The sequence below is a fragment of the Streptomyces sp. NPDC007872 genome (assembly GCF_042868165.1).
In the GTDB taxonomy this organism is placed as follows: domain Bacteria; phylum Actinomycetota; class Actinomycetes; order Streptomycetales; family Streptomycetaceae; genus Streptomyces.
In genome coordinates this window covers 14,392-36,535 of record NZ_JBIAEA010000003.1, presented here as the reverse complement: position 1 = coordinate 36,535, position 22,144 = coordinate 14,392, and the positions used below count along the sequence as shown (strand labels likewise).

Sequence of the window (22,144 nt, the reverse complement as noted above, 5' to 3'; positions counted from 1 at the left end):
GTTCGAGATGGCTTTGAACCTCATCCTGAAACGATGGGTCAGGCCTGTCGGTCGAGGACCTCTGACGGGAGTTGCCGGTGGTGCGTGTGGTGATCGGTCGCGAAGTGTCCGGGATTTGCGACTGCGTGGCCGCCGCTCATGACGAGCCGCACCCGTCCCATGGCTTCGATGTCTGTCAGGGGGTTGCCTTCCACCGCCACCAGGTCGGCGACTGCTTCCGGGGTGATCTGCCCCAGGTCGGGGCGGTCGAGGAGGGCGGCCGCGGTGATGGTGGCGGCCCGCAGGGCGCGCAGCGGGGTAAGGCCGTGGTCGACCAGGGTGAGGAACTCGCGCCAGTTGTCGCGGTGGGGGAACATGCCGGCGTCCGTGCCGAAGGCGATGCGTACGTCAGCGGTGGCCTGCTGGTGCAGTCCTTCGCGCAGGAGGCCTGCGAAGGACCGGTAGGAGCGCGGCAGGTGGGCAGGCTTGTCCCGCCAGAAGTCCTCGTCGTCGAGGTGGTCGAGGAAGAGGCGCTGGCAGTACTGGGTGGGCACCAGGAAGACACCTTCGCGCTTCATCATTGCGTACGTGGCGGGGGTGGCGAACGTTCCGTGCTCGACGCTCCGCACCCCCGCCCGTACCGCGCGTCGCACGGCTTCGTCGGCGAAGGCGTGCACGGCGCAGGAAAGACGCAGGTCGCGGGCGGTGGCGACGAGGACGTCGACTTCTTCCTGCGCGTAGGAGACGCTATCGGGACTGTCGGCGGGGGAGGAGAAACCGCCGCTTCCGGCGTACTTGATCCAGTCGGCGCCGTCCCTGGCCTGGCGGCGAACCGCCCGGCGGATCTCGTCCGGTCCGTCCGCCACCGTGCCGATCTGGGCGCCGTAGCGCTGGGCGAGACCCGGTGCCTTGTCCTCGTGTCCCCCGCGCGGCGAGATGATGTTCGGCGCGGCCACGATTCGGGGACCCGTGATCAGTCCCTCTTCCACGGCGTTGCGCAGGGCGACGTTGAGGGGCTGGTGGGCGCTGCCCAGGTCGCGCACGGTGGTGAAGCCGTTGTCCAGGAGGGCGCGCATGGCGGGCAGGGCGGTGAGGACCTGGTAAGGGGCGGAGTCGCCGTCGGCGTTCTCGTCGGCGAGGTGGACGTGGCAGTCGATCAGGCCCGGCAGGAGCGTGCAGCCGGGCAGGTCGACGACGGCGTCCGTGTCGGAGGGGTCGGTCGTCGTGGTGTCGACGGAGACGATCCGGCCGTTCTCGACGACCACCTGGCCCCCGTGGTGAGGACGGTCGTGCAGGCCGGTCCACAGGCGTTCGGGGCGCAGTACCGTGCGGTGTGGGCGGTGTTCGGGCATGGGGTTCCTCAGGCCGGGGGAGGCAGGGGGCGGTAGTCGGGGTCGGACAGGACGTCGCCGGGGCCGGGGTTGTCCGGTTCGCTGCTGCCGCCGAGCAGGGTCATCACGCCCCAGGCAGCGTTGATCCCGGAGGCCAGGGCGTGTTCGAGCCAGCCGGGGGAGAAGGAGGTGTCGTCTCCCGCCAGGAAGAGGGCGCCGGCCGGCTCCCCGGGCACCCGTGACCGGCCGTGCCGGTCCTTGAGGCTCTGGTGGAAGAGGTCGTACTGGTAGTCGTACTCGCCGGGCTGTGAGAGGCGGGCGATGCCGCGGAAGTTCGGTTCGTTGCCCCAGGAGACGGTCGCCGCCGGGGCATGGGCCGCCGCCTCGTACAGCAGGGGGGCGGCCTGCGGGTGGATGGCGGCGAGCTCCCGGACGAAGGCGTCGACCCGCTCGGACAGGGAGGAGGCGGAGACCTTCAGGGCGTCGAAGGACCAGGTGAAGCTCAGCTCCAGCACCGCCGTCCGTCCCCCCGGCGCGCGGGGCGGGCCGTAGTCGGCGGTGTACGTCGCCCGGGGCAGCCGGTCGGTGAGGGTGACGCCGTCCAGGCTCGTGCCCTTCCAGAACGGCTCGGGCACTACCAGCGCGGTCTTCGCGGAGGACCAGTACGTGATGCCGCGCACGGCGCGCCACAGCCGCGGGCCCAGGGGACTCGGTCCGCCCGTACGGGCGGGGAGCAGGCGGACGGACGTCTCGAGGAGCTGGAGCTGAGGGGTGAAGATCACCGCGGCGAAGGTCTCGCGATGTCCGTCGGCACTGTGGACCGTCACTCCGTTCTGCGGATCGTCGGACACCTCGAGCGCGGTGACCGCCGGCCGCAGCACACCGGCGTTGACCTCCTCCAGGCTCGTTTCGCGTCCGTCCGGTCCGGTGACGCGCCGGGACCAGAACCCCTCCGCGAGGGCGCTGATGCCCTCCTGCGGCTGGCGGAACTCCGCGCCCTCCGCCGCCAGGAGCAGACGCAGCAGCTCCACCACCCCCATGCCCCAGAAGCAGTCCCAGGCGGCGGGGCCGATGCCGGCGGTGCCCAGCAGCCGCGCCTGGTCACCGGTCAGACCGGCCCCTTCGGGATCGGTGAGGAACCGGCGGAAGGTCCACGGCTCCAGACGGTGGACGATCTCTCCAACGCTCCTGGCAACTATCCGAGTTGACGGGTGCGTGTGTCCACACGCTCGCCGGCGTGAAGCGACTGCGCAGCTTCCACCGGCGCCGCGGCCTGACACTGCCGGTCATGGTGGTCGACGGCTCCGAGCTGAAGAGCACGTTCGACAACCGGCACGGCACCGGCGCCAGCGCCCTGGACGCGGTGGTCGGCCTGACCAACGTGTCCATCGCCGGATCGGTACTGGTGGTGACGGGATTCGGCCACGTGGGGCGCGGAATCGCCGAACGGGCCAGGGGACTTGGAGCCCAGGTGCTGGTGACGGAGGTCGACCCGCTCCGCGCGCTCGAAGCCCACGCACTCGGCTACCGCGTGCTGTCCCTCACCGAAGCGGCCCGGGAGGCGACCATGCTGATCACCGCCACCGGAAGCCGCCGGGTCGTCCGCGCCGAGCACCTCGCCCTGCTGCCCGACGGCGCCGTCCTCGCCAACGCCGGACACGGTACTGCGGAGATCGACCTCCCCGCCCTTGCCGCGGCGAGTGACGAGCGTCGACGCGTCCTGCCAGGGGTCGAGGAGCACATCACCGCATCCGGACGCCGCATCCTCCTGCTGGCCGGCGGCAACCCGGTCAACACCGCCGGCGGCTCCGGCCACGCCGCGGCGGCCATGGACCTGTCCTTCGCCGCCCAGGCCCTCGCCGTCACCAGCCTCGTCACCCGACGGCCCGGGCCCGGCCTGCACGAACTCAGCACGGAGATCCAGCAGGAAGTGGCCCGACTGGCCCTCGCCGCAAGAGGCGTACCACTGGACCCACCGTCCCCCGGGCACGCCGTCTACAGCGACTACCTCACCGGCGAACCCGAACTCGCCGCCCTCGACGCCTCCCAGGAGTAGACATGGACGCCTCCGAACCCGCACACCGTGCCCCCGGCCCTCTGCGGGAGCCCATGGAACCCCATCCCGAAGGAGGCCGGTTCCGGCAGATCTGGACATCCGAACAGTCCGTGACCCCCCTCGACGGACGCTCCGCCCGCCCGGCCGCCACCGCCATCCAGTACCTGCTGGAACCCGGTGAGAAAGCCGAATGGCACCAAGTCGGTTCCGACGAACTGTGGATCTGGCAGAACGGCGGACCGGCCCACCTGCTGACCGCCCCCTTCCCACCCGACGCGCCCGACCACCGCCCCACCGCCCACCTGCTCGGCCCCCCGGACCCGTCGGAGGACGGTGCCGGCATTCCGCCTTCCCGACAGGACACGCACCATCTCGTGCCCGCCGGCCTCTGGCAGAGCACTCGTCTGCTCTCCTCGGCCTACGCCCTGTTCCTGTGCGTGGTCGCTCCCGGATTCGACACCCGCGACTACACCCTCCTGCGCCCCGGAGCGGCTCACGTGGAAGCCCGCGTCCACCGCATTGTCAACCGCCCCGCTGAAGCGGTGTGGGAGGACATCGAAGCCTTCACCGCCATCGCCTCCTGGCACCCCGCCATCACCCACAGCGCCCCCGGCCCCACCGGGCCACGCACAAGAAAGCTCCTCACCGCCGACGGCCAGGACATCACCGAGGAACTCCTGCTCAGCGACCGTCACCAGAAGGTGCAGGAGTACACCTTCGTCCACCACCCCTTCCCCGTCACCGACTACCGGGCACGCATCGAAGTACAAGCCCTTGGCCCCGACCGCTGCGAAGTCCACTGGTCGGCCCGCTTCCACCCCACGGAGGGCGACGGAGATGCCGAGCGCGCCATGTTCGAAAACGACATCTTCCATCCCGGACTCCACGCCCTCGAAAGCTCCACAGAACCTACCGGCCGACAGACGAAAGAAACCTGAGAACAGAGGCGAGACAAGTACAGCCTCAACCGTAACTCGAGCAGTGGAAATCACGGCAGCACCTCACGCCCCCCTGCGCACCGCACCTGACAATTCTTCAAGAAAAATCAGAAAGACTGAATAAAGCATCGCCAAGATGATTCATACCGGTGATGATGTCCTTCGTCGGACGTGCCCTGGACGAAGGAAGCTCCTATGACTCCGGCCGCTACCCCCCTCCACATCCTCGCCGGCGGGTTGCAGCCCACCCCTCCCAAGGCCGGCCAGGGACTACGCGTCGCTCTCTACCAGGGAGAAGGACCGGCGGGCAGCCGAGAGGCAGTCGAAGCCAACATGGAACGACTCGACGAAGCGGTAACACTGGCCTCCGATCACGGCGCCCAGGTGTGCGTCTTCCCCGAGTGCTACCCCACCGGCTACGCCCTGGGAAGCTCCCTGATCCGAGAACTGGCCCAACACCAGGACGATCCAATCCTCGCCCGGGCCGCCCGATCGGCCCGCGAGCACGCCACAGCCGTGGTCCTTCCCTACATCGAACGCGACGGAGAAAAAATCTACGACAGCATCACCGTCGTCGCGCCGGACGGAACCCCGCTGGCGAATTACCGCAAGACCCACTTGTACGGGGCGGCCGAGCGGAGCAATTTTAGCGTAGGAACAGAACTCCCTCCGCTTGTAGAACTGAACGGCATCCGCATCGGTTTGCTCAACTGCTACGAATGCGAATTTCCGTCCCTGTACCAGTACCTCGCGGAACGGGGCGCACAGGTGATCATCGGCCCGACCGCCGCCGAACACCACTACCGCATGCCGGACGGACGACTTTCCATCATCCCGTACCCGGACGCCACCCTCCACATCATCCCCGCCATGGCATCCATCTGGCGCCTGTTCATCGCCTACGCCAACCGTCGAGGCTGGGAACACCCCGATCCCGGGCCTTCGCGTCTCTACCGCGCCAACTCAGGCATCTGGGCACCCGGCGGACACGCACTGGTCACCGCCACCCCCGCCGAACAGAACCACGACTGCCTAATCATCGCCGACTGTCTGCCCGGAACAGCCACCCCCTTCAGCCCGGAAGGAGACCACCTCCGGGACAACCGTCTCTCCCTCCACCCCTACCTGCGTCTCACCGACAATTCGTGAACGCCCCACGGCACAGAAACACGCAGAGAAAACTTCGCATCACCTGAAGATCCCGGTACGCCACTGGCCGCGCCCCGCAGCCGAACACGCTCAGGAGACGTTCACGACCGCCTTCGAACCCAGCCCGCTCGTACCCCAGCGGATGTTCCTGACCAGCGGAACCGGCACCCACCCATGGGAGCTGCGCGCCCAGGCCCTCATGTACCTGGACGCCGGCATCGGCTCGTACAACAGAGTGGGCGTCTCCACCGCAAGGTCCTCCGGGCCGACCAGCTCGCCCAGGCTGCGGCAGAGGCGGCTGAACGCCAGCACACCAGCCTGCCCGGTGAGAAGCTGACCGCGCAGATGGTGCACACGCTTGCGAAGGAAGTGCTGGCCCTCAGCGAGCAGGTCACCGAGTTGGACAAGCTCATCGAGGCCCGGTTTCGCGACCACCGGCACTTCGAGGTGATCACCAGCATGCCCGGCCTCGGCATCATCCTCGGCGCCGAGTTCCTAGCCGCCACCGGCGGCGACATGTCCGCCTTCGGGACCCCCGACCGCCTTGCCGGCTTCGGCGGCGTCGCACCGGTCCCCCGCGACTCCGGAAAGATCAGCGGCAACCTGCGACGCCCGCAACGCTACAACCGACGGCTCCAACGCGTCCTCTACACCTCCGCGCTGTTCAGCATTCGACGGAGCGACGAGTCACGTCGGTTCTACGATCGCAAACGAGCCGAAGGCAAGCGCCACACCCAAGCCGTCCTTGCCCTCGCCCGCCGCCGGGTCAACGTCCTCTGGGCCCTCCGCGACGGACGGTGCTACCAGCTCACGCCACCGACGACTCTCGCGGCTTGACAGGCGACATTAGGAATCAGCGGGATCGGACGCGGCCCAAAAACGATGGCGTTCAGCGCCATGGCATCTGAGAGCATGAGTACGCGTACTCATGCAGACCGGAACATACGCTGGCACGCTGCGGGACCATGATGACGGGTGACAGAGGAACGCTGACGGCCCTGCACCTCTTACTGGTCTGGGCGACGACTGCGGGTTTGACGCCGTTCTTCGGTTTCGCATTGCTGGCGAGCAGCTGGGGCGGCGGGCTCGGTGCGACCGTTCCCGTCTTCGCCGTGGGAGTTCCTGTGATGTTGGGCCTGCTGGCCATCACAGCCCTTCCGGTACGGACCATAGTGCCGATGTGCGGCTCCTTACCGCAACGGTTGGGCTGGGCGGCGCTCGTCTTCATCCTCGGCACCATCGGGGTACTGGCGGGACTGGCCGTCTACAGCCAGGGCATTAGCCTGGGAAGCACCAATACACGGATCGCTCTGACAGGAGCGCCGTACACTCTCGCCGCAGCCCTCTTCGTCCCCGACCGGCGGGTGCGGCTGGGAGCACTGACGCTACTGGCATCCGGGACGGTCTACGGGGCCCTTGCCCTTTCGGCGCCGGCGTAACGATCCCAGGACGGAGCGTAGACCGCGCGACGACAGTACTGCCGGAACGGGTGCTACCTCCTGGCCGTCCAGCGCGTGCCCGTCCGGGACACGCCCTTACCCGATGGCTGATGGGGTCCTGGAATCCGGCATGTCCTTTGCGTCGCCGAGGCGGAGGACTTCCGAACGCGGCGGGCATCGGACGGGCCCTGGAGACGACCGGGGTGTCTTCGGTGGCCCCGCCTCCCGTCACCATGCTCGTTCCCGTCGCCGGTGTGCTGGTGGTGGGAACCGCTGGAGCGGGTTCTCCGCTGTCCGGGCGCTTGCCGCCCCCGGGGCTGGCAGGTGCTGGAAGGGGGAACGGGACGAGAGTCTGCCGGCGCGGGGCCAACCGGCTCCGTCATACGCTTAGTTCAGCTTCTGTTCCCAGTCCTCGGGTACTGCTCCCGCCGGGCCCGGTACGGGCTGGTCGGCCGGGTGGGAGGTGGGCGGGGCGAGCTGTGGGCCCTCATAGAACTGCTGGGTCTCGTTGTTGTAGAACCAGTCCTCGCCCGGCTCGTAACTGGTGATGAAGGGATGGCCGGCCATCCGGAAGTGCTTGGTGGCGTGCTGGGAGGGCGAGGAGTCGCAGCAGCCGATGTGGCCGCAGGCGGCGCAGCGGCGCAGGTGGAACCACCAGCCGGGACCGTCCCCCGCCTGGCAGTCTGCGCAGCCCGGGCCGCTCGGGGCGGCCTGAGGGTCGATGCCGTGAACTGGTCGGTCAGCCATCGGTGCACTCCTTGCTCGATCGGGGCAGGGCCGCACGGCACAGAAGTGGGCAGCCCCTCACCAGACTGCCCTCGACCGGCGAGAGCTGCCAGCGGGGAGGAAGAGCGGTGGCCCGGCCGGCTCCCGAGCGGAACGCCGCCCCGTTCCTGGTAGGGGCCGCGCGTCAGCTGCGGTGTTCCGGGTTGGGCGCGTCGAAGCGACAGCCGGCGTCCCACTGGGGGCGCCGGTTGCCGTACGCGGGAATGCCTCCGGCTCGTTTGAGGAGAGCGGCGAGGTGCATGAGGTTCCAGGCGGCGAAGGTCGTGTTCCGGTTGGTGAAGTCGTTCTCGGGGCCGCCGGAACCGGGGTCGAGGTAGCTGGGGCCCGGACCGGCCTCGCCGATCCAGCCCGCGTCCGCCTGCGGGGGGATGGCGAAGCCGATGTGCTGGAGGCTGTAGAGAACGTTCATGGCGCAGTGCTTGAGGCCGTCCTCGTTGCCGGTGATCAGGCAGCCGCCGACCCGCCCGTAGTAGGCGGACTGGCCCTCGTCGTTGAGGTCGGCCGAGTTGGAGTAGAGCCGTTCGATGACGTGCTTCATCACGGAGCTGTTGTCGCCGAGCCAGATCGGGCCGCAGAGCACCAGGATGTCGGCGGCCATCACCTTGGCGTACAGCTCGGGCCAGGCGTCGGTGGCGGCGCCGTGCTCGGTCATGTCGGGCTGAACACCGATCGCGAGATCCCAGTCGACAGGGCGGACTACCTCTGTGCGCACACCTGCCGTGCGCATCACCGCAGCGCTGCGGTCGATCAGCCCCTCGGTATTGCTGGTCTCCGGCGACGCCTTCAGGGTGCAGTTGAGGTAGAGGGCGCCAAGGCCGTCGTAGCGGGGCGGGTTGCTGGAGGGCATGGCCGGGTTCCCTTCGCGGCGGTCGATGCCGCAAGCCTGGAACACCAGGGCCAGGACGGCACCGCGGGCGCGGCGAACGTGGTACCCGTCAGCTCTGTGGATGCGGCCGTGCGTGCCGGGGACGAGAGTGAAGCCAGGTGTCCCCGGTCGGCAGGGCTGGGGCGGGCTTGTGGGAGGGATCCCTGATGGACTTGTTCCCCGCACTGCCTAGGGAGTCCTGGGCGGCGACGAAGGAGACGCTGCACCGGTTCCTCCAGATCGTCGGCAAGGTGCGGCTGGCGGCCAGCGTCCGGCGCAACCACTGGTGGAACGTTCCTTTCCATCTGACTGGGAGCGGCATCACCACCCGACCCACCGGCCCGATCGCCGATGGGATCGTCTTCACCGTCGACTTCGACTTCACCACCCACCGCCTCCAGGTCCTCGTGCTCGACGGACGTCGGGTGTCGTTCCCCCTGACGGGCCTCTCGGTCGCCGGTTTCTACCACAAGTTCACCGCCGCTCTGGCCCACCTGGGCATCGGCATCCTTCCGGAACACCCCTATCCCTTCGACCTGCCCGACGCCGCCAGGCCGTTCGCCGAGGACGAGGAGCACGCCACGTACGACCCGGCCGCCGTGAACCGTTACTGGAGGATCCTGACCCAGGTCATGCTGGTTCTGGAGAAGTACGCGGCCGGGTACTCCGGGAAGACCAGCCCCGTCCACCATTTCTGGCACACCTTCGACATCGCCGTGACCCGCTTCTCCGACCGCCACGTGACACAGGGATCTTCCATCGACCCGGTCACCCGTGAGGCGTACTCGCGCGAGGTGATCAGCAGCGGCTTCTGGTTCGGCGACGAGCGCTCCTACCCCGAACCCGCCTTCTACTCGTACACGGCGCCGGAGCCCGAAGGGCTGGCACAGCGCCTGCTGGAACCGGCTGCCGCGCGGTGGATGCCGAACAACGGCTCGCACCTCGCCCTGCTGCCCTACGACGACGTGCGCACCGCACCGGACGCCCGGGCCGAGATTCTACGGTTCTACGACAGTGCATACGCAGCCGGTGCGCACCTGGCGGGATGGCCCACCGACCGCCTTTGCCCGGATGGAGTGACCGACCCCCAGGTCCGAGACACCTCTAAGGCTCTGTGAGCGGACATCGGCGTCGGCCCGACCGACGCTCGAGGGATCCGCCCTCAGTGACCTCCTCAGCCGTGCGTGCCCTCCTACGGTGCAAGATGACGCGTGATGAGGTGCAGGGCTGCGCGGGCGAGGGGTTCGGCGGTGTGCGGGCCGGCCTGGGCCCAGGTGCGCAGGGTGGTCACGAAGACGCTGGCGAGGGCGTCGAGGGCGAAGGAGTCATCGCACAGTTCCGGCACGCGTTCGCCGACCATGGTGACGGGGACGACGATCTGCTCGACGGCGTCCACGATCAGCTCGGGCATCCGTGGTTCGGCGGCCGCGAGCTCGCCGGCGTACTGGGTGTTGTCGACGCTGACCGCCCGCAGGTGGTTGAAGGCGTCCATCACCGCGTCCGGGGTCATCGGGGCGAGTGGCGTGGTGGTGTTCTCGGGCACGTATGGCTCCTCGGTTCCGGGCCGCCCCGCTGATCGTGGCGGCCTCAGAACGAGTCTCAAATCGTGGGCCTGTGGACAGTGGCCGGAGATTTCTTTCCACCCACTACAGTGGGGTGAACAGGTCAGCAAGGGCTAAAACGTTCCTTCGGCTGCCTAGATCGACTCGGCGGCATGTCCAGTCGTCATCCCCTTGTTCAGGTCTGCTGCCGTCCTGGTAGCCCCGGCCCGTACGCACATCCGCGTATGGGCCGGACGATTGCCGACCCGGCTCGCAGGCCGGAGAAGCCGAGGACACCGTGCCCGCCCACGACCACCACGCCGCCCGCGACTGCGGGCCTTCCGAGGACGTCGACCAGGTCTTGCAGGCCCCTCCACGGCCGCTTCACCCGCCGGGCTTATCTCCGCAGGCCAGACCGGGACTTCAAGGTCCGCTGATGCGTTCGAAAACCCTCCTGGGTCGACACAGGTCTGGAAGCCGACCGGGGTGCGGCGCAGGGGAGTGCTGAGGGCTCTGGGGATCTTCCAGCGGGCTACTGCTGAACACCTGTGGCGGATGCTGCGGCCCGGAGACCGGCACGACCGGTGTACCAGGGACACCCTGAACGCGTTGAAGGAGACGGGCCTGGTCCGGGTGGAGAGGCGGCTGAAGTCGGGACACCAGTTGTGGGTGCTCACCGAGCAGGGCCATAGGGGAGCCAAGGGGCTGCTGCCGAGGAACGTGCGGATCTCCGCGCTGTGCAAGCAGAAGTACGACACCAAGGGCAGACCAGTTCCGGGACAGGGCTACGACGAGCACGCCGCCGCCGTCACCTCGACCGCCGCTGTGCTCACCGGGGCCGGGTACGGCACCCCGCTGTCCTGGCAGACGGGGATCGCCCACAAGCTCCCCTACGGGTACACCCAGTACGCCGACCTGACGATGCGCGCCCCCGGCGCCGGGGTGCCCGCGATGCTCCTGGAGGTCGACCGCGTCAACGAGCCCGTCGACGACCTGGTGGACAAGCTGCGCCGCTACAACGACTGGTTCGAGCTCCTGGCGCCGAAGGCCGACCCGAACAAGGAGATGGCGGCCCGCTATGAGCAACTGGGTTCGAAGGTGCAGCAATTCAGGCTGTGGCCGCGCCTCTATCCGGCATCCAACCGGGAGGGCTACGTACCGGTGGTCTTCGTGTTCACCGGGAAGACCGCCGAACAGCGTGAGAGCCGCATGCGGCGCTTGGAGCAGGTCGGCCGCCGCTACTTCGCCGGGGAGCCGTATCCGGGCCAGGGCGAGGGGATTACGGCCGTCGACTACAACCAGGCGGTGCCCGTGGTCGTCACCGAGCTGGAGCGCATCACCGCCGACCCGGCCGGGGCTGCGGGGAAGGTGTGGCGGCGGCTCGGGCGTGAGGAGTGGCAGACGCTTGCCGAGGCTCTGGACAACCCGGACGGTGACCGGCTGTACCTCACGCAGTGGAGGGAGGCCAAGCGCCGGCGGGAGGAGCGCGAGGCCGCCGAGCGGGAGGCGCGGCGGCCGGTGTGTACGCGGTGCGGGGCGAAGTTCACCGACGAGCGCTGGGAGTACCTGCTCGGGCGGGGAAGGTCCTGGGGCGACCGCACCGACGAGCTGTGCGGGCCGTGCCGGGACGAGCACTTCGCACGGCTCGAGGCCGAGCGTGCCGCGCGCCGTGAGGCGGAGGAAGCCGCAGAGCGGGAGGCGGCCGAAGCGGAGGTGAAGAAGGGCCGCGGCCTGTTCGGGCGGCGCCGGTAGCGCGGCAGGGTGTGCGCGGGTCCGGCCTTACCCCACGTCGTGCTTGCCCCCGCCCGGGCGCCGCGACGCTAATGCGGTCGGTGCTCTACGTTCCCGCCTGCTCGGTCCTGCGACCGCGTCTCCACCCGGGAGACCGGCGCGGCCGGACGGAAAGGACACGTCACCATGACCGTCATCGAGTGCCCTCCCGCGAGGCGGGAGAGGCCGAACAATCGGCCGCCGTCGGCCTTCCGCTCTCGGCGGCGGCTGGGAGGCTAGTCGGATGAACGAGGGTGACGAGCAGTTGCTGCGCGGCCGGGTCTACGGCGCGGAGCACGATGACCCCGACCCGGGACCGAAGCCGGGCCGGACCTATGCCGAACTCGTCGGCGGCCCGCTGGACGGCCTGCTGGACGGCCTGCTGGTGGATATCCATGAGTGGCGGACCGTAGAGGTTGACGACGGGGTCGCCCTGATCACCGAGCTCGTCCGGTGGCCCGGCGGCCGCGCCCTGTACGCCCCGCGCCCCGGTGAGGCGCGTAAGCCGGGCCCGGGTGTCGCCTGCCGCTTCTCTACACCGGCGACACCCCCTGAGCGCCCGTACCGGACGACGCTCCCGGGGTGTTGAGGGAAGGGGACATGCGGACCACACATGCCTGGGCGCGGCCTGGTTACCGCTGTCATCTCCTCAATCGGCGTCCGTCATGACGGCGCCCTCGGCCTCTTCGCAGACGGCCCCTACCTTGATTCCGGCCGCCGGAACATCCGCTGACCGGCCGGGGTGACGACGGCTTCGCCTGCACTGAAGCACAGTCCCGGCTCGTGACAGCCTCCCCAACTGCAACCGGCGTCGTAGCGCCCTACAGCCCCGGTTTACAGCGGAAGGCAAACCCAGGGTTGATGCCTGCGGGCCGGAACATCCGTAGCTTCGGCGCGAGACGGATCCCGCGCACGAGGCGCGGGGCAGGAAGGGACGGATGATGCTGAAGAGCAACCGCGCGATCATGATTGGTACCACTGCCGTGGCCATGACGATGAGTCTCGCGGCAGGGGCGGGTCCGGCGCAGGCCGCGGGGGGCACCGCGCCCGCCTGCATCGAGCGCCAAGTGGTCAACAACCCCGACGGCGGCATGCAGGCGTGGCTGTACAACAAGTGCGGCAAGTCCATGCGTGTCAAGGTCGTGGTCAAGTCCTGGCGGGACACGTCCTGTAAGACGATCCCGAACAGGCACAGCGCGTACTTCCGTACCCTCGGCGGGCGATATGACCGCACCGCGGTCTGCTGAGAACTCTGCCCATGAACGGGTCCCTCATCCGTGGCTTGTCGTGCGGGAGTTCCTCGCCCCGGGGGCAGGGTACGGATGAGGGACGGCCCCTGGACCCGGTACAGCGGTGCCAGGCGAGAACGATCAGGGTTCGGTCGGCATGAGAGCACTGACATGCGTTCTCACACTTGCACCAGGCCAGTCCGGGGCGTGGGCGCATGACGGTCTCGGGACTTTGGCCGGGTGGTCCCTGGCCGTGTACAGGCGGGCACGGTAATTTGCCGCGGCACGTGTCAGATGTCGAAGGCCAGGGCGGTGTCCGGGCCGGGCAGGGGGAGCGGGGATGATCCGCAGGGTTACGGCGGTGGCGGCAGTGTCCATAGTGCTGGCAGGAGGGCTGGCTGGATGCGGCTGGGGATCTCCTGCCGATCCGGCGTCCCGCGGCAGCCGGTCTTCGGCGGCGAAGGCTCCGGACGCGGACTTCCCCGCCCGCGACGCGCTTGTGTCGGTGGTGTGCACGCCCTCTTCCTCGGGCGGGGGCACGGTCCAGGTGGACGGGTGGGACCCCAAGAGCTGGAAACACCTCGCCCGTGTCCAGTTCCCACTCCCCGCGGCCACGGCCATACGCTTCGAGGACGCCTCAGACGGCTCGGGGCTGACCACGCTGTGCGACCTCGAACCCGATGACCCGGATGAGGTCAGCGCCGTCGACGTTGCCGCGATCCGTTCCCTGTTCGACCAGGACTTCACGAAGATCGCCGTCACCACCCTCGACCGCGAGACCCAGGCCACCCACGTCGGCTATGTCGACCGTACGGGAAAGTTCACCGATCTCACCGGCGACGAGGGCTTCGGCAACACGCCCCACGAGCACACCGCCTCCCTGTCCCGCGACGGCCAAACACTGTGGTTCCTGCGCACGAACAAAACCGGTACGTCCCTCGTCAGCCGCTCCCTGAGCGGAGATCACCGGCCCGTCGAGCGGCTGAGGACCGATGGTGACAATGAACAGCACGTGATCACTGCCGGAAAGGCACCCGGCGTGGTAGTTCTCGCCCGCAGTGCGGCTCTCTCGCCCGACGGGAAGCACCTGATCGCCGACGGGCGCTTCCTCGACGTGCCCGCTGACGCCTCCGTGATCGATGCTGACAAGACCGGGGAACCACACCGGCGGGCCTGTGAGGAAGAACCCCTCCTCTGGGCCACCAACGAGACCGTCCTGTGCGGCAGCACCACCGGATCTAGCCCGATCACCACTGCTGGCACCGCACCCAAGTCGACACCCGGACCCTCACTCCTCCCCGACAACGACCACAACAACCAACCGATGGTCGTCGCCCCCGACGGCCGCAGCTTCGTATTCCTCTCCATAAACGGCTCCCTCTCCCACTACTACGTCAGCGCCACCACGCCCGGCTCCACGCCCCGCATGGCTGATGAGACCGGTGAGTTCGCCACCCTGGGCAAGCAGGCGTTCATCATCGACTGGCGCTGAGCACCCGACGCTGTCGGGGATCTTGGACGAGGACCATCGGGGCGGGTCGGCGACCGATATGGGCGGTGCCCGGGCTTTGATCTTCTTCGGCCCATCTGGCCCATACGGCGTACCAAGAGGGGCGGCCGCCCCGATGTCCCGGGTGACCGCCCCTGTCTGGTTTCTTCGCGGTGTGCTGCTGTGTCAAGCGTTGAGGGCTTGTTCGACGGTGGGGTGGCAGTCGACGACGGTGTCGACGCCGATCAGGTGCAGGACGCGCTGGACGGCTTCCTGGGCGCCGGCGATCCGCAGCCAGCCCTGCTGGGCGGTCAGGTGCTGGTGGGCGAGGAGGAAGGCGTTGATGCCGCTGGAGTCCATGAAGCTCACACTCTCCAGGTCCGCCACGACCCGCGGAGGCGACGCCGTGTCGTCCTGGGGTGTCAGAACGCGGGCCAGGGTGTCCTTGGCGGTGTGGTCGATCTCGCCTCGCAGGGTCACGACCCGGATGCCGTCGACCACGCGGTGCGCTACGGACAGCCGTTCGGCGTGGCCCATTTTCTCGTTGCTGGTCATGCATCTCCTCGGCTGCGTTCCGCCTTACCCCTACCGGGGCGTACCCGGGTGATTGTGCCCCACCCGGCCAGACCCGACCCACCCGGATGGCCGCACGGACAAACCCGGCCGAGCCGGGTAAGGGCCAGCCGGGCGGGTAGCCGCGCCGCGTGAACGTGAAGGAGGACGGACCCAGCGCAACACCATGTATCTCGCCTGGCCCGTCTGTGGTGAGGGGCTAGTGGCCGATCAGATGTGCCAGGGCGGCGGTCAGGGTGATGACCGTCTCGACGTCCGCGCGGGTGTGGGTGAAGGCTTCGTCCGCACTCTCGCGCTGTGGACCGAGGACGGTGGTCTGTTCCTGGATCGCTTTGCGGATCACGCTCCAGCGCTCGCTCACGTCGCGTTCGCGTTTGGGTTTCTTCCCCGGCCGTCCCCAGCCGCTGTTGCGGTCGATGTGGTCCAGGGCGTGGCGGGCGTGGGACAGGGCGCCGTCGATGTCGTCCTGCCGTAGTCGGCGTTGTGCTTCCAGCAGGTGATCGGCCGCTTTGTGTCCGGGCCGGCCGGGGGCGGGGAAGGGAAGGAGCATCTCCACGCCGAGGGAGCGGCCCAGCCCTTCGAGCTGCTCGAGCCAGTGGCCCTCGGCGACGTCGAGGCGCAGCCGTAGGTCGGGGCAGCCGGGGTGGACGGATGCCTGGGGCAGTACGGCCCGTATGTGCAGTTCCAGGTGCAGACTGCCGCGGCGGCGTTCCTCCAGGGCCCTGACGAGGGTGTTGGGAAGGACGTACTGCAGGCGTGGCTGCTCGACGGCGCCCGGTTCGAAGGGCACGGTCACGGCCGCCGATCCCAGCCACAGCAGTGAACCGGTGCCGGTGGGGGCGTACAGGTCGCTCTCCAGGGTCAGGACCCGGCCCGCCTCGGCGACGGCCGGGAGGCGTACCTCCAGCTCCAGGCGCAGCGCGTGCGCACCGAGGCCTTTGAGGAGCGCCAGGCTTTCGGCCCGGTGGCTGACGGGGATGGCTCCGACCGGCGGCTCGAAGCGCAGCTCGTCCATCATGTCGTCTTTCTGTGACGGCGCCACGGCGCCCGCCGAGACCCCTCGACAGCGCCGGGAAGGAAACCGAAACCCCACCCTAGGGGTGAGAGGTGACGATCAGTAGAAAACCACAAAAGAGCATGCTGCGGTTGCCCGTTCCTGCCTGGCCGCGGCATCCCTGGTGGCTTCTGACCGGCCGCTCGTCCACGGCGAAGGACCGCCCTGGCTGTTCGGTCTTGAGATGCGGTCCGGGAGCTTTGGCGTCCTTCTGTCGCGATCAGTGGTTGAGGGCGGCGGTGAGGGTGGGGTGGACAGTGAACCAGGCGGCGACGCCGGTGATGTCCAGGCGGCGCTGGAAGCTGGGGGCGAGAGGGCCGACGAGTTCGACGTCGTGGAATTTCTGAGCCTGGACGAGCAGGCCCAGGAGTGTCTCGTCGCCGTAGAGCAGGCCGGAGAGGTCGACGACGAGGCGCGGTCCGTACGCGGTCGCGTAGAGGAAGTCGTCCTCCAGGCCGTCGGTGGTGGAGGCGTCGGCCCTACCGTGCAGCGCCAGGACATGGGCGCCGGGATGGGCGGGGTGGACGATGCGCAGGTCACGGGATGAGGGTCCTGCCGGGTCGTCCATCGCACCAGCCTCTCAGGCTTTCGCCTCGTCGGAGCGGGCGGGCTCAGGGCGGCGGGGGGACGCGCAGGGCGAGCAGGGCGGTGTCGTCGCTGGCCCACCCGCCGTGGTGGGCGTCGAGGATGCCGGTGAGGTGGGTGATGGTTCCGGCGGCGTCCATGGTGTGGCTGGCGGCCAGGGCGGTGGCGAGGTCGGCCTCGTCGAAGATCGCCCGGGCTTCCTCGGGAGCGGTGCCGGGGCGGGGGCGGGCTTCGGTGGCGCCGTCGGTGTAGAGCAGGAGCAGGTCGCCCGGGGCGAGGTGGAAGGGCACGTCGGTCAGGTGGACGGTGTCCATGACGCCCAGCAGGGTGCCCTTGGTGCCGAGGGATTCGACGGTTCCGCCCGCGCGGCGGATCAGGGCCGGTGCGTGTCCGGCCAGGGCGATGGTCCCGGACAGGCCGCAGGCGGTGAGGTGGAAGGCGGTGTAGACGGCGGTGAGGAAGCGGGAGGTGTTCTGCGCGAGCAGGGCGGTGTTGAGGCGGTCGAGCAGCTCGGCCGGCGAGCCGGTCTCACCGGCGTCCGCGCGCACGGTGTAGCGGGTCATCGAGCTGACCTGCGCGGCCTGCACGCCCTTGCCGCACACATCCCCCAGGACGGCGGCGTAGTTCTGGCCGTGGGTGTGGAACAGGTCGTAGAAGTCGCCGCCGACCTCGATGTCGGAGTAGTAGCGGTTGGAGGCCGGCAGGTAGGAGGCCGCGGCCTCCACACCGGAGATCTTGCTCAGATGCGGGGGCAGGAGGCCTGCCTGCAGGCTGTGGGCGAGATCGGCCGAGCGCTGCTGGGCGGCCCGCGCCGCGCTCAAGATCTGACGCAGGTGTATCTCCGCCGCCACCGACCGGGTCAGGGTCTCCAGCGTCGCCAGGTCAGCCCGGGACCAGGCGCGCGAGGAGTCGTCGATCACGCAGAAACTGCCCAGGACCCGTCCGTCGGGGTCGAGCAGGGGGTAGCCGGCCCAGGCGCCGATGCTCATCGGACCCACCGAAGGATGGTGCTCGGTGCTCGGTGCTCGGTGCTCGGGTCGGTGGCGGCGTCGTCGACGATGAACGGCTCACCGTCCAGTCCGACCAGGAAGTAGCAGAAGCTCTGCTCCACCGGATTCTGCCGGTCGGCCAGATCGACGGCGTCCACGCCGACGCACGCCTTCCAGAAGGAACGCTCATCGTCGACCAGGGTCACAAACGCCCGCCCCGATCCGGTGATCCTCGCCGCCAGCGCGGCCAAGTCCTCGAAGACCTCCTCGAACCCGGTGTCCAGCAGAGCGGTGGCCTGCACCGCGGCCAGGCGCGCGGGATCCGACAGCGCGGCCGGCAGGCCGTCCGCCCGCAGCCCACCGGGGAAATCCATGCTCGCCACCTGTCCAGCCGTCCCTTCCCTATGCGCCGAGGTATCCGTACCAACAAGCGAAGCACACCGGATACTCCAGACGCCGCCCCACCAGCTCCTCCACAGCGATGCGGCCCCTACCGGCCCGGGCCCGGCGGCTCACCCTACAACCGCCCTGCATGCCGGCAGCCGCCTTCACAGGAGACGCTCGACCCCACTAGGCCGTTTCCTCTGGATCACTCCCGAGGAAGGTGGTTGTCGGTACGGCGTGGGAGAGTCCTGGGCATGACGATGCCGGAAGGCCTTGAGCGAGTGCTGCCTGAGATCGTCGGACGCGACATGTTCGACGCTCTCGTCATCAGGAGCGACTTCAGCGACGACGAGTCGTGGGCTGCGGTGGTCGGGGAGCTTCGCCGGCCGTGGGGGCCGGATGGCGAGTTTCTCGCACGGGTGCACGTGGTCGACGCCCCCGCTTGGTCGGGAGCGACAGCTGATGAGGTTCTTGCCGCGGTGGACGAAGACGAAGACCTGAGCGTCGCCTTCCTCGCCGACCGCCACACGATGCAGTCGCCGACGCGGTCGCTGCTGGCTCTGTCGACGGTCTGGGAGGACGAAGGCGACCTTGATCCCGTCTTCTACCAGGAACTCGTCGAGTCGCCGGAGCCCCGGGAGTTCCGAACCGTGCCCGCCGCGGTGCACTCGGTCCATGTGAACGTGACGCTCGGCAACATGGGCTTCGCCGAGTTCGCCACGACCGCTTCCGCAGAGCCTGATCGGGTCCTGCGACCTGTCTGACGGGTGCGGCAGGCAGCCGTTGCCTTGGAAGGTGCGGGTCGTTCGTCGGGGCGTGTCGTTGAGTAATGCGCAGTGGGCGCGGATCGAGCCGTTGTTGCCGGATCGGACGCCGAGGTGGGGCGGGCGCTGGAGGGATCACCGGCAGGTGATCGACGCGATCGTGTTCAAGTACCGCACCGGGATCCCCTGGACGGACCTGCCCGAGCACTTCGGTTCGTGGAAGGGCATCCACAACAGGCTGCGAAAATGGGCGGTCGACGGCACCTGGAAGAGAGTCTTCACCGCGTTGCTCGCCCAGGCCGACGCCGAGGGCGATCTCGACTGGGTCGTCGCGGTCGACTCCACCGTCGTTCGGGCCCACCAGCACTCGGCCGGAGCCCGCAAAAGGGGGCGCTGGCCGGCGAGTCGGACCATCATGCGCTTGGGCGTTCTCGCGGCGGGCTGACGACGAAGATCCACCTGGCGGCAGACAGCAGATGCCGTCCTCTGGCCTTCGTCATCACGCCCGGCCAGGCTGGTGACGCCCCTGCATTCCCCGAGGTGATGGCGAAGGTCCGAGTGCCCCGTCTGGTCGGCAGGCCACGGACGACGCCTCATGTGGTCCTCGCGGACAAGGCGTACTCCTCCCGCGCGATCCGCACCTGCCTGCGGCGTCGTGGGATCCGGGCGGTGATCCCCCAGCCCATCGATCAGACAGCGAACCGCAAACGGCTCGGCCGTCGTGGCGGGCGCCCTCCAGCTTTCGAGCGCGAAGCATACAAACAGCGGAACACTGTCGAACGGTGCATCAACAAGATCAAGCAATGGCGCGGTCTGGCCACCCGCTACGACAAGACCGCCACCATCTACCTCGCCGCCCTCCACCTCGCAGGCATCTTCATCTGGTCAGCGCGGTGATCCAGAAGAAACCGCCTAGGCCGTGTCTGATAATTGATCTTGTGGTGGGTCGTGGTGAGCTGACGGATGCGGCGTGGGAGCGGATAGCGCCTCTGCTGCCGGGTGTTGACGGGCGGGGTCGGCCATGGCGGGATCACAGGCAGGTGATCAACGGGGTGTTGTGGCGGTTGCGGACCGGTGCTCCGTGGCGTGACCTGCCGGAACGTTACGGGCCGTGGCAGATGGTCTATGAGCGGTTCGCCCGCTGGGAGACAAACGGGACCTGGGCCCGCCTGCTTGAGGAGGTCCCGGTCCGGGACGACTCGGTTGGGGTGGTGGAGTGGACGGTGTCGGTCGACTCCACGATCAACCGGGCCCATCGTCAGCGGTGCGGCAGAGCGGGACCTGGACCGCCCCGGCCCGCGAGGTGCCGTACTGCACCTCGACCCGCTCTGCACCCCGGGTCCACTTCAGCTTGTCCCTCTGGTCGAGCTCCACCCTTTTTATCCGCAGGCGGGCGGCGGCCTGTTCGGGGCTGGGCAGTGTGTTCGCGGAGATGAGGCCGGCCGGGTTCTTCCGCCCGTAGCCCTGCGGTGGTCTGGGATGCGGGTGGTCTGGTGGCACAAGGGGTGGTGTCAGGTGACGGGTCACCCGCCGTTGTGGTGCGGGTTTGCGTGGAACTGCTGGAGTGCTGTCTGGCGCAGGCTGGTGTCTTCGGTCCGGTGCTTGATGAGGCGGAGTCCGACGTTGTGCCGGGAGGATCCCGGGGCGGGGCGCAGGGGGCGAAATTTACGGCAGGAGCTGTGTTCGGCGCGGCTGCGGAAGCTGCCGCCCGCCAGGCGCAGGTCAGCGGACGTGAGTTTCCCGTGTGCTTCGCGTGTGAGGCCGCCCGAGCGCCAGATCACGATCTCGTGGACGTGCCCGCAGCAGTCCAGTGCGCCAGAAGGTGATCTCCCGCTCGTGTGGATGCCCGAGGACTGCAGTTCCTGTGGCTCGTTTCTGTACCGGAGGTTGGCGCGCCGGGGCGTGGGGGCTTCTGCGCCCCAGGGGTAGGGGTGCTCGTCGGTGGTGCATCCCGACATCTCCAGCCACTCGGGAGCGGTGGGAAGGGCCCAGGTCCAACCATGGCCGGAGCCGGCTTCCGTGATGTCACGGCAGTGGTCGAGCAGTTTGCGCAGGAAGTCCGTGAGAGCCTCGCCGCGTTCGTCGCGGTGTGCGCCAAGGACGTAAGGGGGGTGGTCGAGCACGGAGGCACCGGTTGTGACGCGCTGGGCCCATAAGGCCGCCATGTCGGCGGCCGTCAGGGGCAGCCGCATGGCCTGGAAGGAGTAGCCGCACAGGCCGCTTCCATCGACGGTGACCAGAGGCGGGTCGAACCGTTGCCCTGCTCTTCGCCAGTCGGGGAACCTGCCGGCGACATACCGGTCCATGGCCTGCTCCAGGGCTTCGCTGGCCACGGCGTCGTCGGCGAACACCTCCAACAGCCACCGCATGACCCTTTGGGCACGCAGGAACCCCTTCAGCCTGCGGCCGATGTCTTCGACGAGAACGCGCGGCGGCCAGTCACTCCGCTCCAGTTTCCTGACCCGGCGCAGCAGGTGAAAGACAGCACGCCAGGCCCGTCCGACCCGTTCAAGCCGTGCCTCGTCGCGGGCCCGGACGGCCTTCTCCGTCTCCTGGATCAGCCACTTGCGGGAAGGGAAGTGTTCCTTCTCGTCGCGCAGAACGGAGTCGGCCGAGACCAGGGCCCAGAACTCCTCCGCCGACCCGACCCGGACGGCGAGCTTCTTGTAACAGGTCACAACCTCGACGATCGCGCCCTGCTCCACCAGATCCACAATGGCGCGGGCGAGCGCGAACAGACCGCCGATGTGCTCCTGACCCGCGGGCGGAGACAAGGGCAGGGTGCCGGCGAGTATCTTCTCGGCATTCGTGCCCTGGTCGTAGTACTTCACCCACGGCTCCAGCCCGATGGACACGCGCTGGTGATTGCCGGCAGCACGCGCCGGGTCTCCTGCGGGAGATCGGACGGAACGTGCCGCCACGACCCTCGCGCGCGCCCCGAGCCACGGTCCCTTTTGCACCCCCAACACCTTGAGGTATTTCGTCAAATTCGTCTCGTGCGGGATCGTCGTCCCTTTGAGCCAGCCGGAGACCGTCGCCCCGCCGATTTCCGCGTTCCTGGCCGCTGCGGCCTGGGAGAGGCCAGAGCGCGTCTGCAGCGCGGCAAGAGCCCTGCCCAGCTCTTCCCTCGTACGGACCGCCCCCGGATCCGGTGCCGATTCAGCCTCCACGATGCCCCCGCCCCTGCCGTGTCTTCGGCGTTCGGTTTCGTTCGGCATCGTAC

Annotated in this window: 21 protein-coding genes and 3 pseudogenes; 13 read left to right on the top strand and 11 right to left on the bottom strand. The window is 68.8% G+C overall.

Features of this window, described 5'->3' with window-relative positions; genetic code table 11:
* Window positions 1–38: 38 nt before the first annotated feature.
* Entirely contained in the window at window positions 39–1,331 is a 1,293-nt protein-coding gene (locus tag ACFYNX_RS10690) for an amidohydrolase family protein (protein WP_388659903.1), read from the bottom strand.
* Window positions 1,332–1,339: 8 nt separating this feature from the next.
* On the bottom strand, window positions 1,340–2,350 hold the full coding sequence (locus tag ACFYNX_RS10685) for a flavin monoamine oxidase family protein (RefSeq protein ID WP_388659900.1): 1,011 nt from the start codon (window positions 2,348–2,350) through the stop codon (window positions 1,340–1,342).
* A gap of 164 nt (window positions 2,351–2,514) precedes the next feature.
* On the opposite strand from ACFYNX_RS10685, the gene ACFYNX_RS10680 reads away from it, so the two are divergent.
* The 5 genes and pseudogenes from ACFYNX_RS10680 (at window position 2,515) to ACFYNX_RS10660 (ending at window position 6,892) form a co-directional block, all read left to right on the top strand.
* The gene (locus tag ACFYNX_RS10680) at window positions 2,515–3,366 is read left to right on the top strand and encodes an adenosylhomocysteinase (RefSeq protein ID WP_388659897.1); all 852 of its coding nucleotides are present in this window, start codon (window positions 2,515–2,517) and stop codon (window positions 3,364–3,366) included.
* 2 nt (window positions 3,367–3,368) lie between these two features.
* Window positions 3,369–4,304 (top strand): cupin domain-containing protein, encoded by a 936-nt coding sequence (locus ACFYNX_RS10675; protein ID WP_388659895.1) that lies wholly within the window; start codon window positions 3,369–3,371, stop codon window positions 4,302–4,304.
* A 195-nt stretch (window positions 4,305–4,499) separates the two neighbouring features.
* Window positions 4,500–5,453 (top strand): nitrilase-related carbon-nitrogen hydrolase, encoded by a 954-nt coding sequence (locus ACFYNX_RS10670; RefSeq protein ID WP_388659892.1) that lies wholly within the window; start codon window positions 4,500–4,502, stop codon window positions 5,451–5,453.
* A gap of 249 nt (window positions 5,454–5,702) precedes the next feature.
* A pseudogene (locus ACFYNX_RS10665) lies at window positions 5,703–6,290 on the top strand (transposase); the annotation flags it as partial.
* A gap of 128 nt (window positions 6,291–6,418) precedes the next feature.
* Entirely contained in the window at window positions 6,419–6,892 is a 474-nt protein-coding gene (locus ACFYNX_RS10660) for a hypothetical protein (protein ID WP_388659889.1), read from the top strand.
* A gap of 387 nt (window positions 6,893–7,279) precedes the next feature.
* Here ACFYNX_RS10660 and ACFYNX_RS10655 read toward each other — a convergent pair whose 3' ends face one another.
* On the bottom strand, window positions 7,280–7,639 hold the full coding sequence (locus ACFYNX_RS10655; RefSeq protein ID WP_388659886.1) for a UBP-type zinc finger domain-containing protein: 360 nt from the start codon (window positions 7,637–7,639) through the stop codon (window positions 7,280–7,282).
* Window positions 7,640–7,802: 163 nt separating this feature from the next.
* Window positions 7,803–8,525, bottom strand: a complete 723-nt coding sequence (locus tag ACFYNX_RS10650) for a flavodoxin family protein (RefSeq protein WP_388659883.1) — start codon at window positions 8,523–8,525, stop codon at window positions 7,803–7,805.
* A 185-nt stretch (window positions 8,526–8,710) separates the two neighbouring features.
* Here ACFYNX_RS10650 and ACFYNX_RS10645 point away from each other — a divergent pair, with 185 nt between their 5' ends.
* Window positions 8,711–9,661: a DUF5996 family protein gene (locus tag ACFYNX_RS10645; RefSeq protein ID WP_388659880.1), complete on the top strand. Its 951-nt coding sequence runs from the start codon at window positions 8,711–8,713 to the stop codon at window positions 9,659–9,661.
* A gap of 74 nt (window positions 9,662–9,735) precedes the next feature.
* Here the strand turns inward: ACFYNX_RS10645 and ACFYNX_RS10640 are convergent, their stop codons facing one another.
* Window positions 9,736–10,086, bottom strand: coding sequence for a hypothetical protein (locus ACFYNX_RS10640; RefSeq protein WP_388659877.1), 351 nt, complete (start codon window positions 10,084–10,086; stop codon window positions 9,736–9,738).
* A 484-nt stretch (window positions 10,087–10,570) separates the two neighbouring features.
* Here ACFYNX_RS10640 and ACFYNX_RS10635 point away from each other — a divergent pair, with 484 nt between their 5' ends.
* The 4 genes and pseudogenes from ACFYNX_RS10635 (at window position 10,571) to ACFYNX_RS10620 (ending at window position 14,575) form a co-directional block, all read left to right on the top strand.
* Window positions 10,571–11,836, top strand: coding sequence for a replication-relaxation family protein (locus tag ACFYNX_RS10635; protein WP_388659874.1), 1,266 nt, complete (start codon window positions 10,571–10,573; stop codon window positions 11,834–11,836).
* A gap of 262 nt (window positions 11,837–12,098) precedes the next feature.
* A pseudogene (locus ACFYNX_RS10630) lies at window positions 12,099–12,409 on the top strand (hypothetical protein).
* Between the two features lie 383 nt (window positions 12,410–12,792).
* On the top strand, window positions 12,793–13,101 hold the full coding sequence (locus tag ACFYNX_RS10625; RefSeq protein ID WP_388659871.1) for a hypothetical protein: 309 nt from the start codon (window positions 12,793–12,795) through the stop codon (window positions 13,099–13,101).
* Window positions 13,102–13,423: 322 nt separating this feature from the next.
* Complete coding sequence (locus tag ACFYNX_RS10620) at window positions 13,424–14,575, top strand: hypothetical protein (protein WP_388659868.1); 1,152 nt, start codon at window positions 13,424–13,426, stop codon at window positions 14,573–14,575.
* Between the two features lie 183 nt (window positions 14,576–14,758).
* Here ACFYNX_RS10620 and ACFYNX_RS10615 read toward each other — a convergent pair whose 3' ends face one another.
* From ACFYNX_RS10615 to ACFYNX_RS10595, 5 genes are all read right to left on the bottom strand, one after another.
* Window positions 14,759–15,127, bottom strand: coding sequence for an STAS domain-containing protein (locus ACFYNX_RS10615; RefSeq protein WP_388659865.1), 369 nt, complete (start codon window positions 15,125–15,127; stop codon window positions 14,759–14,761).
* 217 nt (window positions 15,128–15,344) lie between these two features.
* Complete coding sequence (locus tag ACFYNX_RS10610; protein ID WP_388659862.1) at window positions 15,345–16,163, bottom strand: hypothetical protein; 819 nt, start codon at window positions 16,161–16,163, stop codon at window positions 15,345–15,347.
* Between the two features lie 256 nt (window positions 16,164–16,419).
* The gene (locus ACFYNX_RS10605) at window positions 16,420–16,767 is read right to left on the bottom strand and encodes an STAS domain-containing protein (RefSeq protein ID WP_388659860.1); all 348 of its coding nucleotides are present in this window, start codon (window positions 16,765–16,767) and stop codon (window positions 16,420–16,422) included.
* 43 nt (window positions 16,768–16,810) lie between these two features.
* Window positions 16,811–17,773, bottom strand: coding sequence for a SpoIIE family protein phosphatase (locus ACFYNX_RS10600; RefSeq protein WP_388659857.1), 963 nt, complete (start codon window positions 17,771–17,773; stop codon window positions 16,811–16,813).
* Entirely contained in the window at window positions 17,770–18,156 is a 387-nt protein-coding gene (locus ACFYNX_RS10595) for a hypothetical protein (protein ID WP_388659854.1), read from the bottom strand. The genes ACFYNX_RS10600 and ACFYNX_RS10595 overlap by 4 nt, the downstream gene beginning before the upstream one ends.
* Before the next feature lie 255 nt (window positions 18,157–18,411).
* Here ACFYNX_RS10595 and ACFYNX_RS10590 point away from each other — a divergent pair, with 255 nt between their 5' ends.
* The 3 genes and pseudogenes from ACFYNX_RS10590 to ACFYNX_RS10580 all read left to right on the top strand — a co-directional run.
* Window positions 18,412–18,921 carry a DUF6924 domain-containing protein gene (locus tag ACFYNX_RS10590; protein WP_388659852.1) on the top strand — a complete coding sequence of 170 codons (510 nt, stop codon included), beginning with the start codon at window positions 18,412–18,414 and terminating at the stop codon, window positions 18,919–18,921.
* Window positions 18,922–18,952: 31 nt separating this feature from the next.
* A protein-coding gene (locus tag ACFYNX_RS10585) for an IS5 family transposase (RefSeq protein WP_388659849.1) occupies window positions 18,953–19,818 on the top strand; the annotation gives its coding sequence in 2 pieces (ribosomal slippage) (window positions 18,953–19,304 and window positions 19,304–19,818; 867 coding nt in all).
* Window positions 19,819–19,859: 41 nt separating this feature from the next.
* A pseudogene (locus ACFYNX_RS10580) lies at window positions 19,860–20,207 on the top strand (IS5 family transposase); the annotation flags it as partial.
* Between the two features lie 237 nt (window positions 20,208–20,444).
* On the opposite strand, the gene ACFYNX_RS10575 reads toward ACFYNX_RS10580, so the two are convergent.
* Complete coding sequence (locus tag ACFYNX_RS10575; protein ID WP_388659846.1) at window positions 20,445–22,139, bottom strand: helix-turn-helix domain-containing protein; 1,695 nt, start codon at window positions 22,137–22,139, stop codon at window positions 20,445–20,447.
* Between the last annotated feature and the right edge of the window lie 5 nt (window positions 22,140–22,144).

Coding starts and splice junctions, on each gene's coding strand:
- ACFYNX_RS10590 (WP_388659852.1), top strand. CDS start 18,412: ATGACGATGCCGGAAGGCCTTGAGCGAGTGCTGCCTGAGATCGTCGGA.
- ACFYNX_RS10610 (WP_388659862.1), bottom strand. CDS start 16,163: ATGATGGACGAGCTGCGCTTCGAGCCGCCGGTCGGAGCCATCCCCGTC.
- ACFYNX_RS10660 (WP_388659889.1), top strand. CDS start 6,419: ATGATGACGGGTGACAGAGGAACGCTGACGGCCCTGCACCTCTTACTG.
- ACFYNX_RS10670 (WP_388659892.1), top strand. CDS start 4,500: ATGACTCCGGCCGCTACCCCCCTCCACATCCTCGCCGGCGGGTTGCAG.
- ACFYNX_RS10625 (WP_388659871.1), top strand. CDS start 12,793: ATGATGCTGAAGAGCAACCGCGCGATCATGATTGGTACCACTGCCGTG.
- ACFYNX_RS10600 (WP_388659857.1), bottom strand. CDS start 17,773: ATGAGCATCGGCGCCTGGGCCGGCTACCCCCTGCTCGACCCCGACGGA.
- ACFYNX_RS10655 (WP_388659886.1), bottom strand. CDS start 7,639: ATGGCTGACCGACCAGTTCACGGCATCGACCCTCAGGCCGCCCCGAGC.
- ACFYNX_RS10650 (WP_388659883.1), bottom strand. CDS start 8,525: ATGCCCTCCAGCAACCCGCCCCGCTACGACGGCCTTGGCGCCCTCTAC.
- ACFYNX_RS10675 (WP_388659895.1), top strand. CDS start 3,369: ATGGACGCCTCCGAACCCGCACACCGTGCCCCCGGCCCTCTGCGGGAG.
- ACFYNX_RS10645 (WP_388659880.1), top strand. CDS start 8,711: ATGGACTTGTTCCCCGCACTGCCTAGGGAGTCCTGGGCGGCGACGAAG.
- ACFYNX_RS10685 (WP_388659900.1), bottom strand. CDS start 2,350: ATGGGGGTGGTGGAGCTGCTGCGTCTGCTCCTGGCGGCGGAGGGCGCG.
- ACFYNX_RS10615 (WP_388659865.1), bottom strand. CDS start 15,127: ATGACCAGCAACGAGAAAATGGGCCACGCCGAACGGCTGTCCGTAGCG.
- ACFYNX_RS10620 (WP_388659868.1), top strand. CDS start 13,424: ATGATCCGCAGGGTTACGGCGGTGGCGGCAGTGTCCATAGTGCTGGCA.
- ACFYNX_RS10575 (WP_388659846.1), bottom strand. CDS start 22,139: ATGCCGAACGAAACCGAACGCCGAAGACACGGCAGGGGCGGGGGCATC.
- ACFYNX_RS10690 (WP_388659903.1), bottom strand. CDS start 1,331: ATGCCCGAACACCGCCCACACCGCACGGTACTGCGCCCCGAACGCCTG.
- ACFYNX_RS10605 (WP_388659860.1), bottom strand. CDS start 16,767: ATGGACGACCCGGCAGGACCCTCATCCCGTGACCTGCGCATCGTCCAC.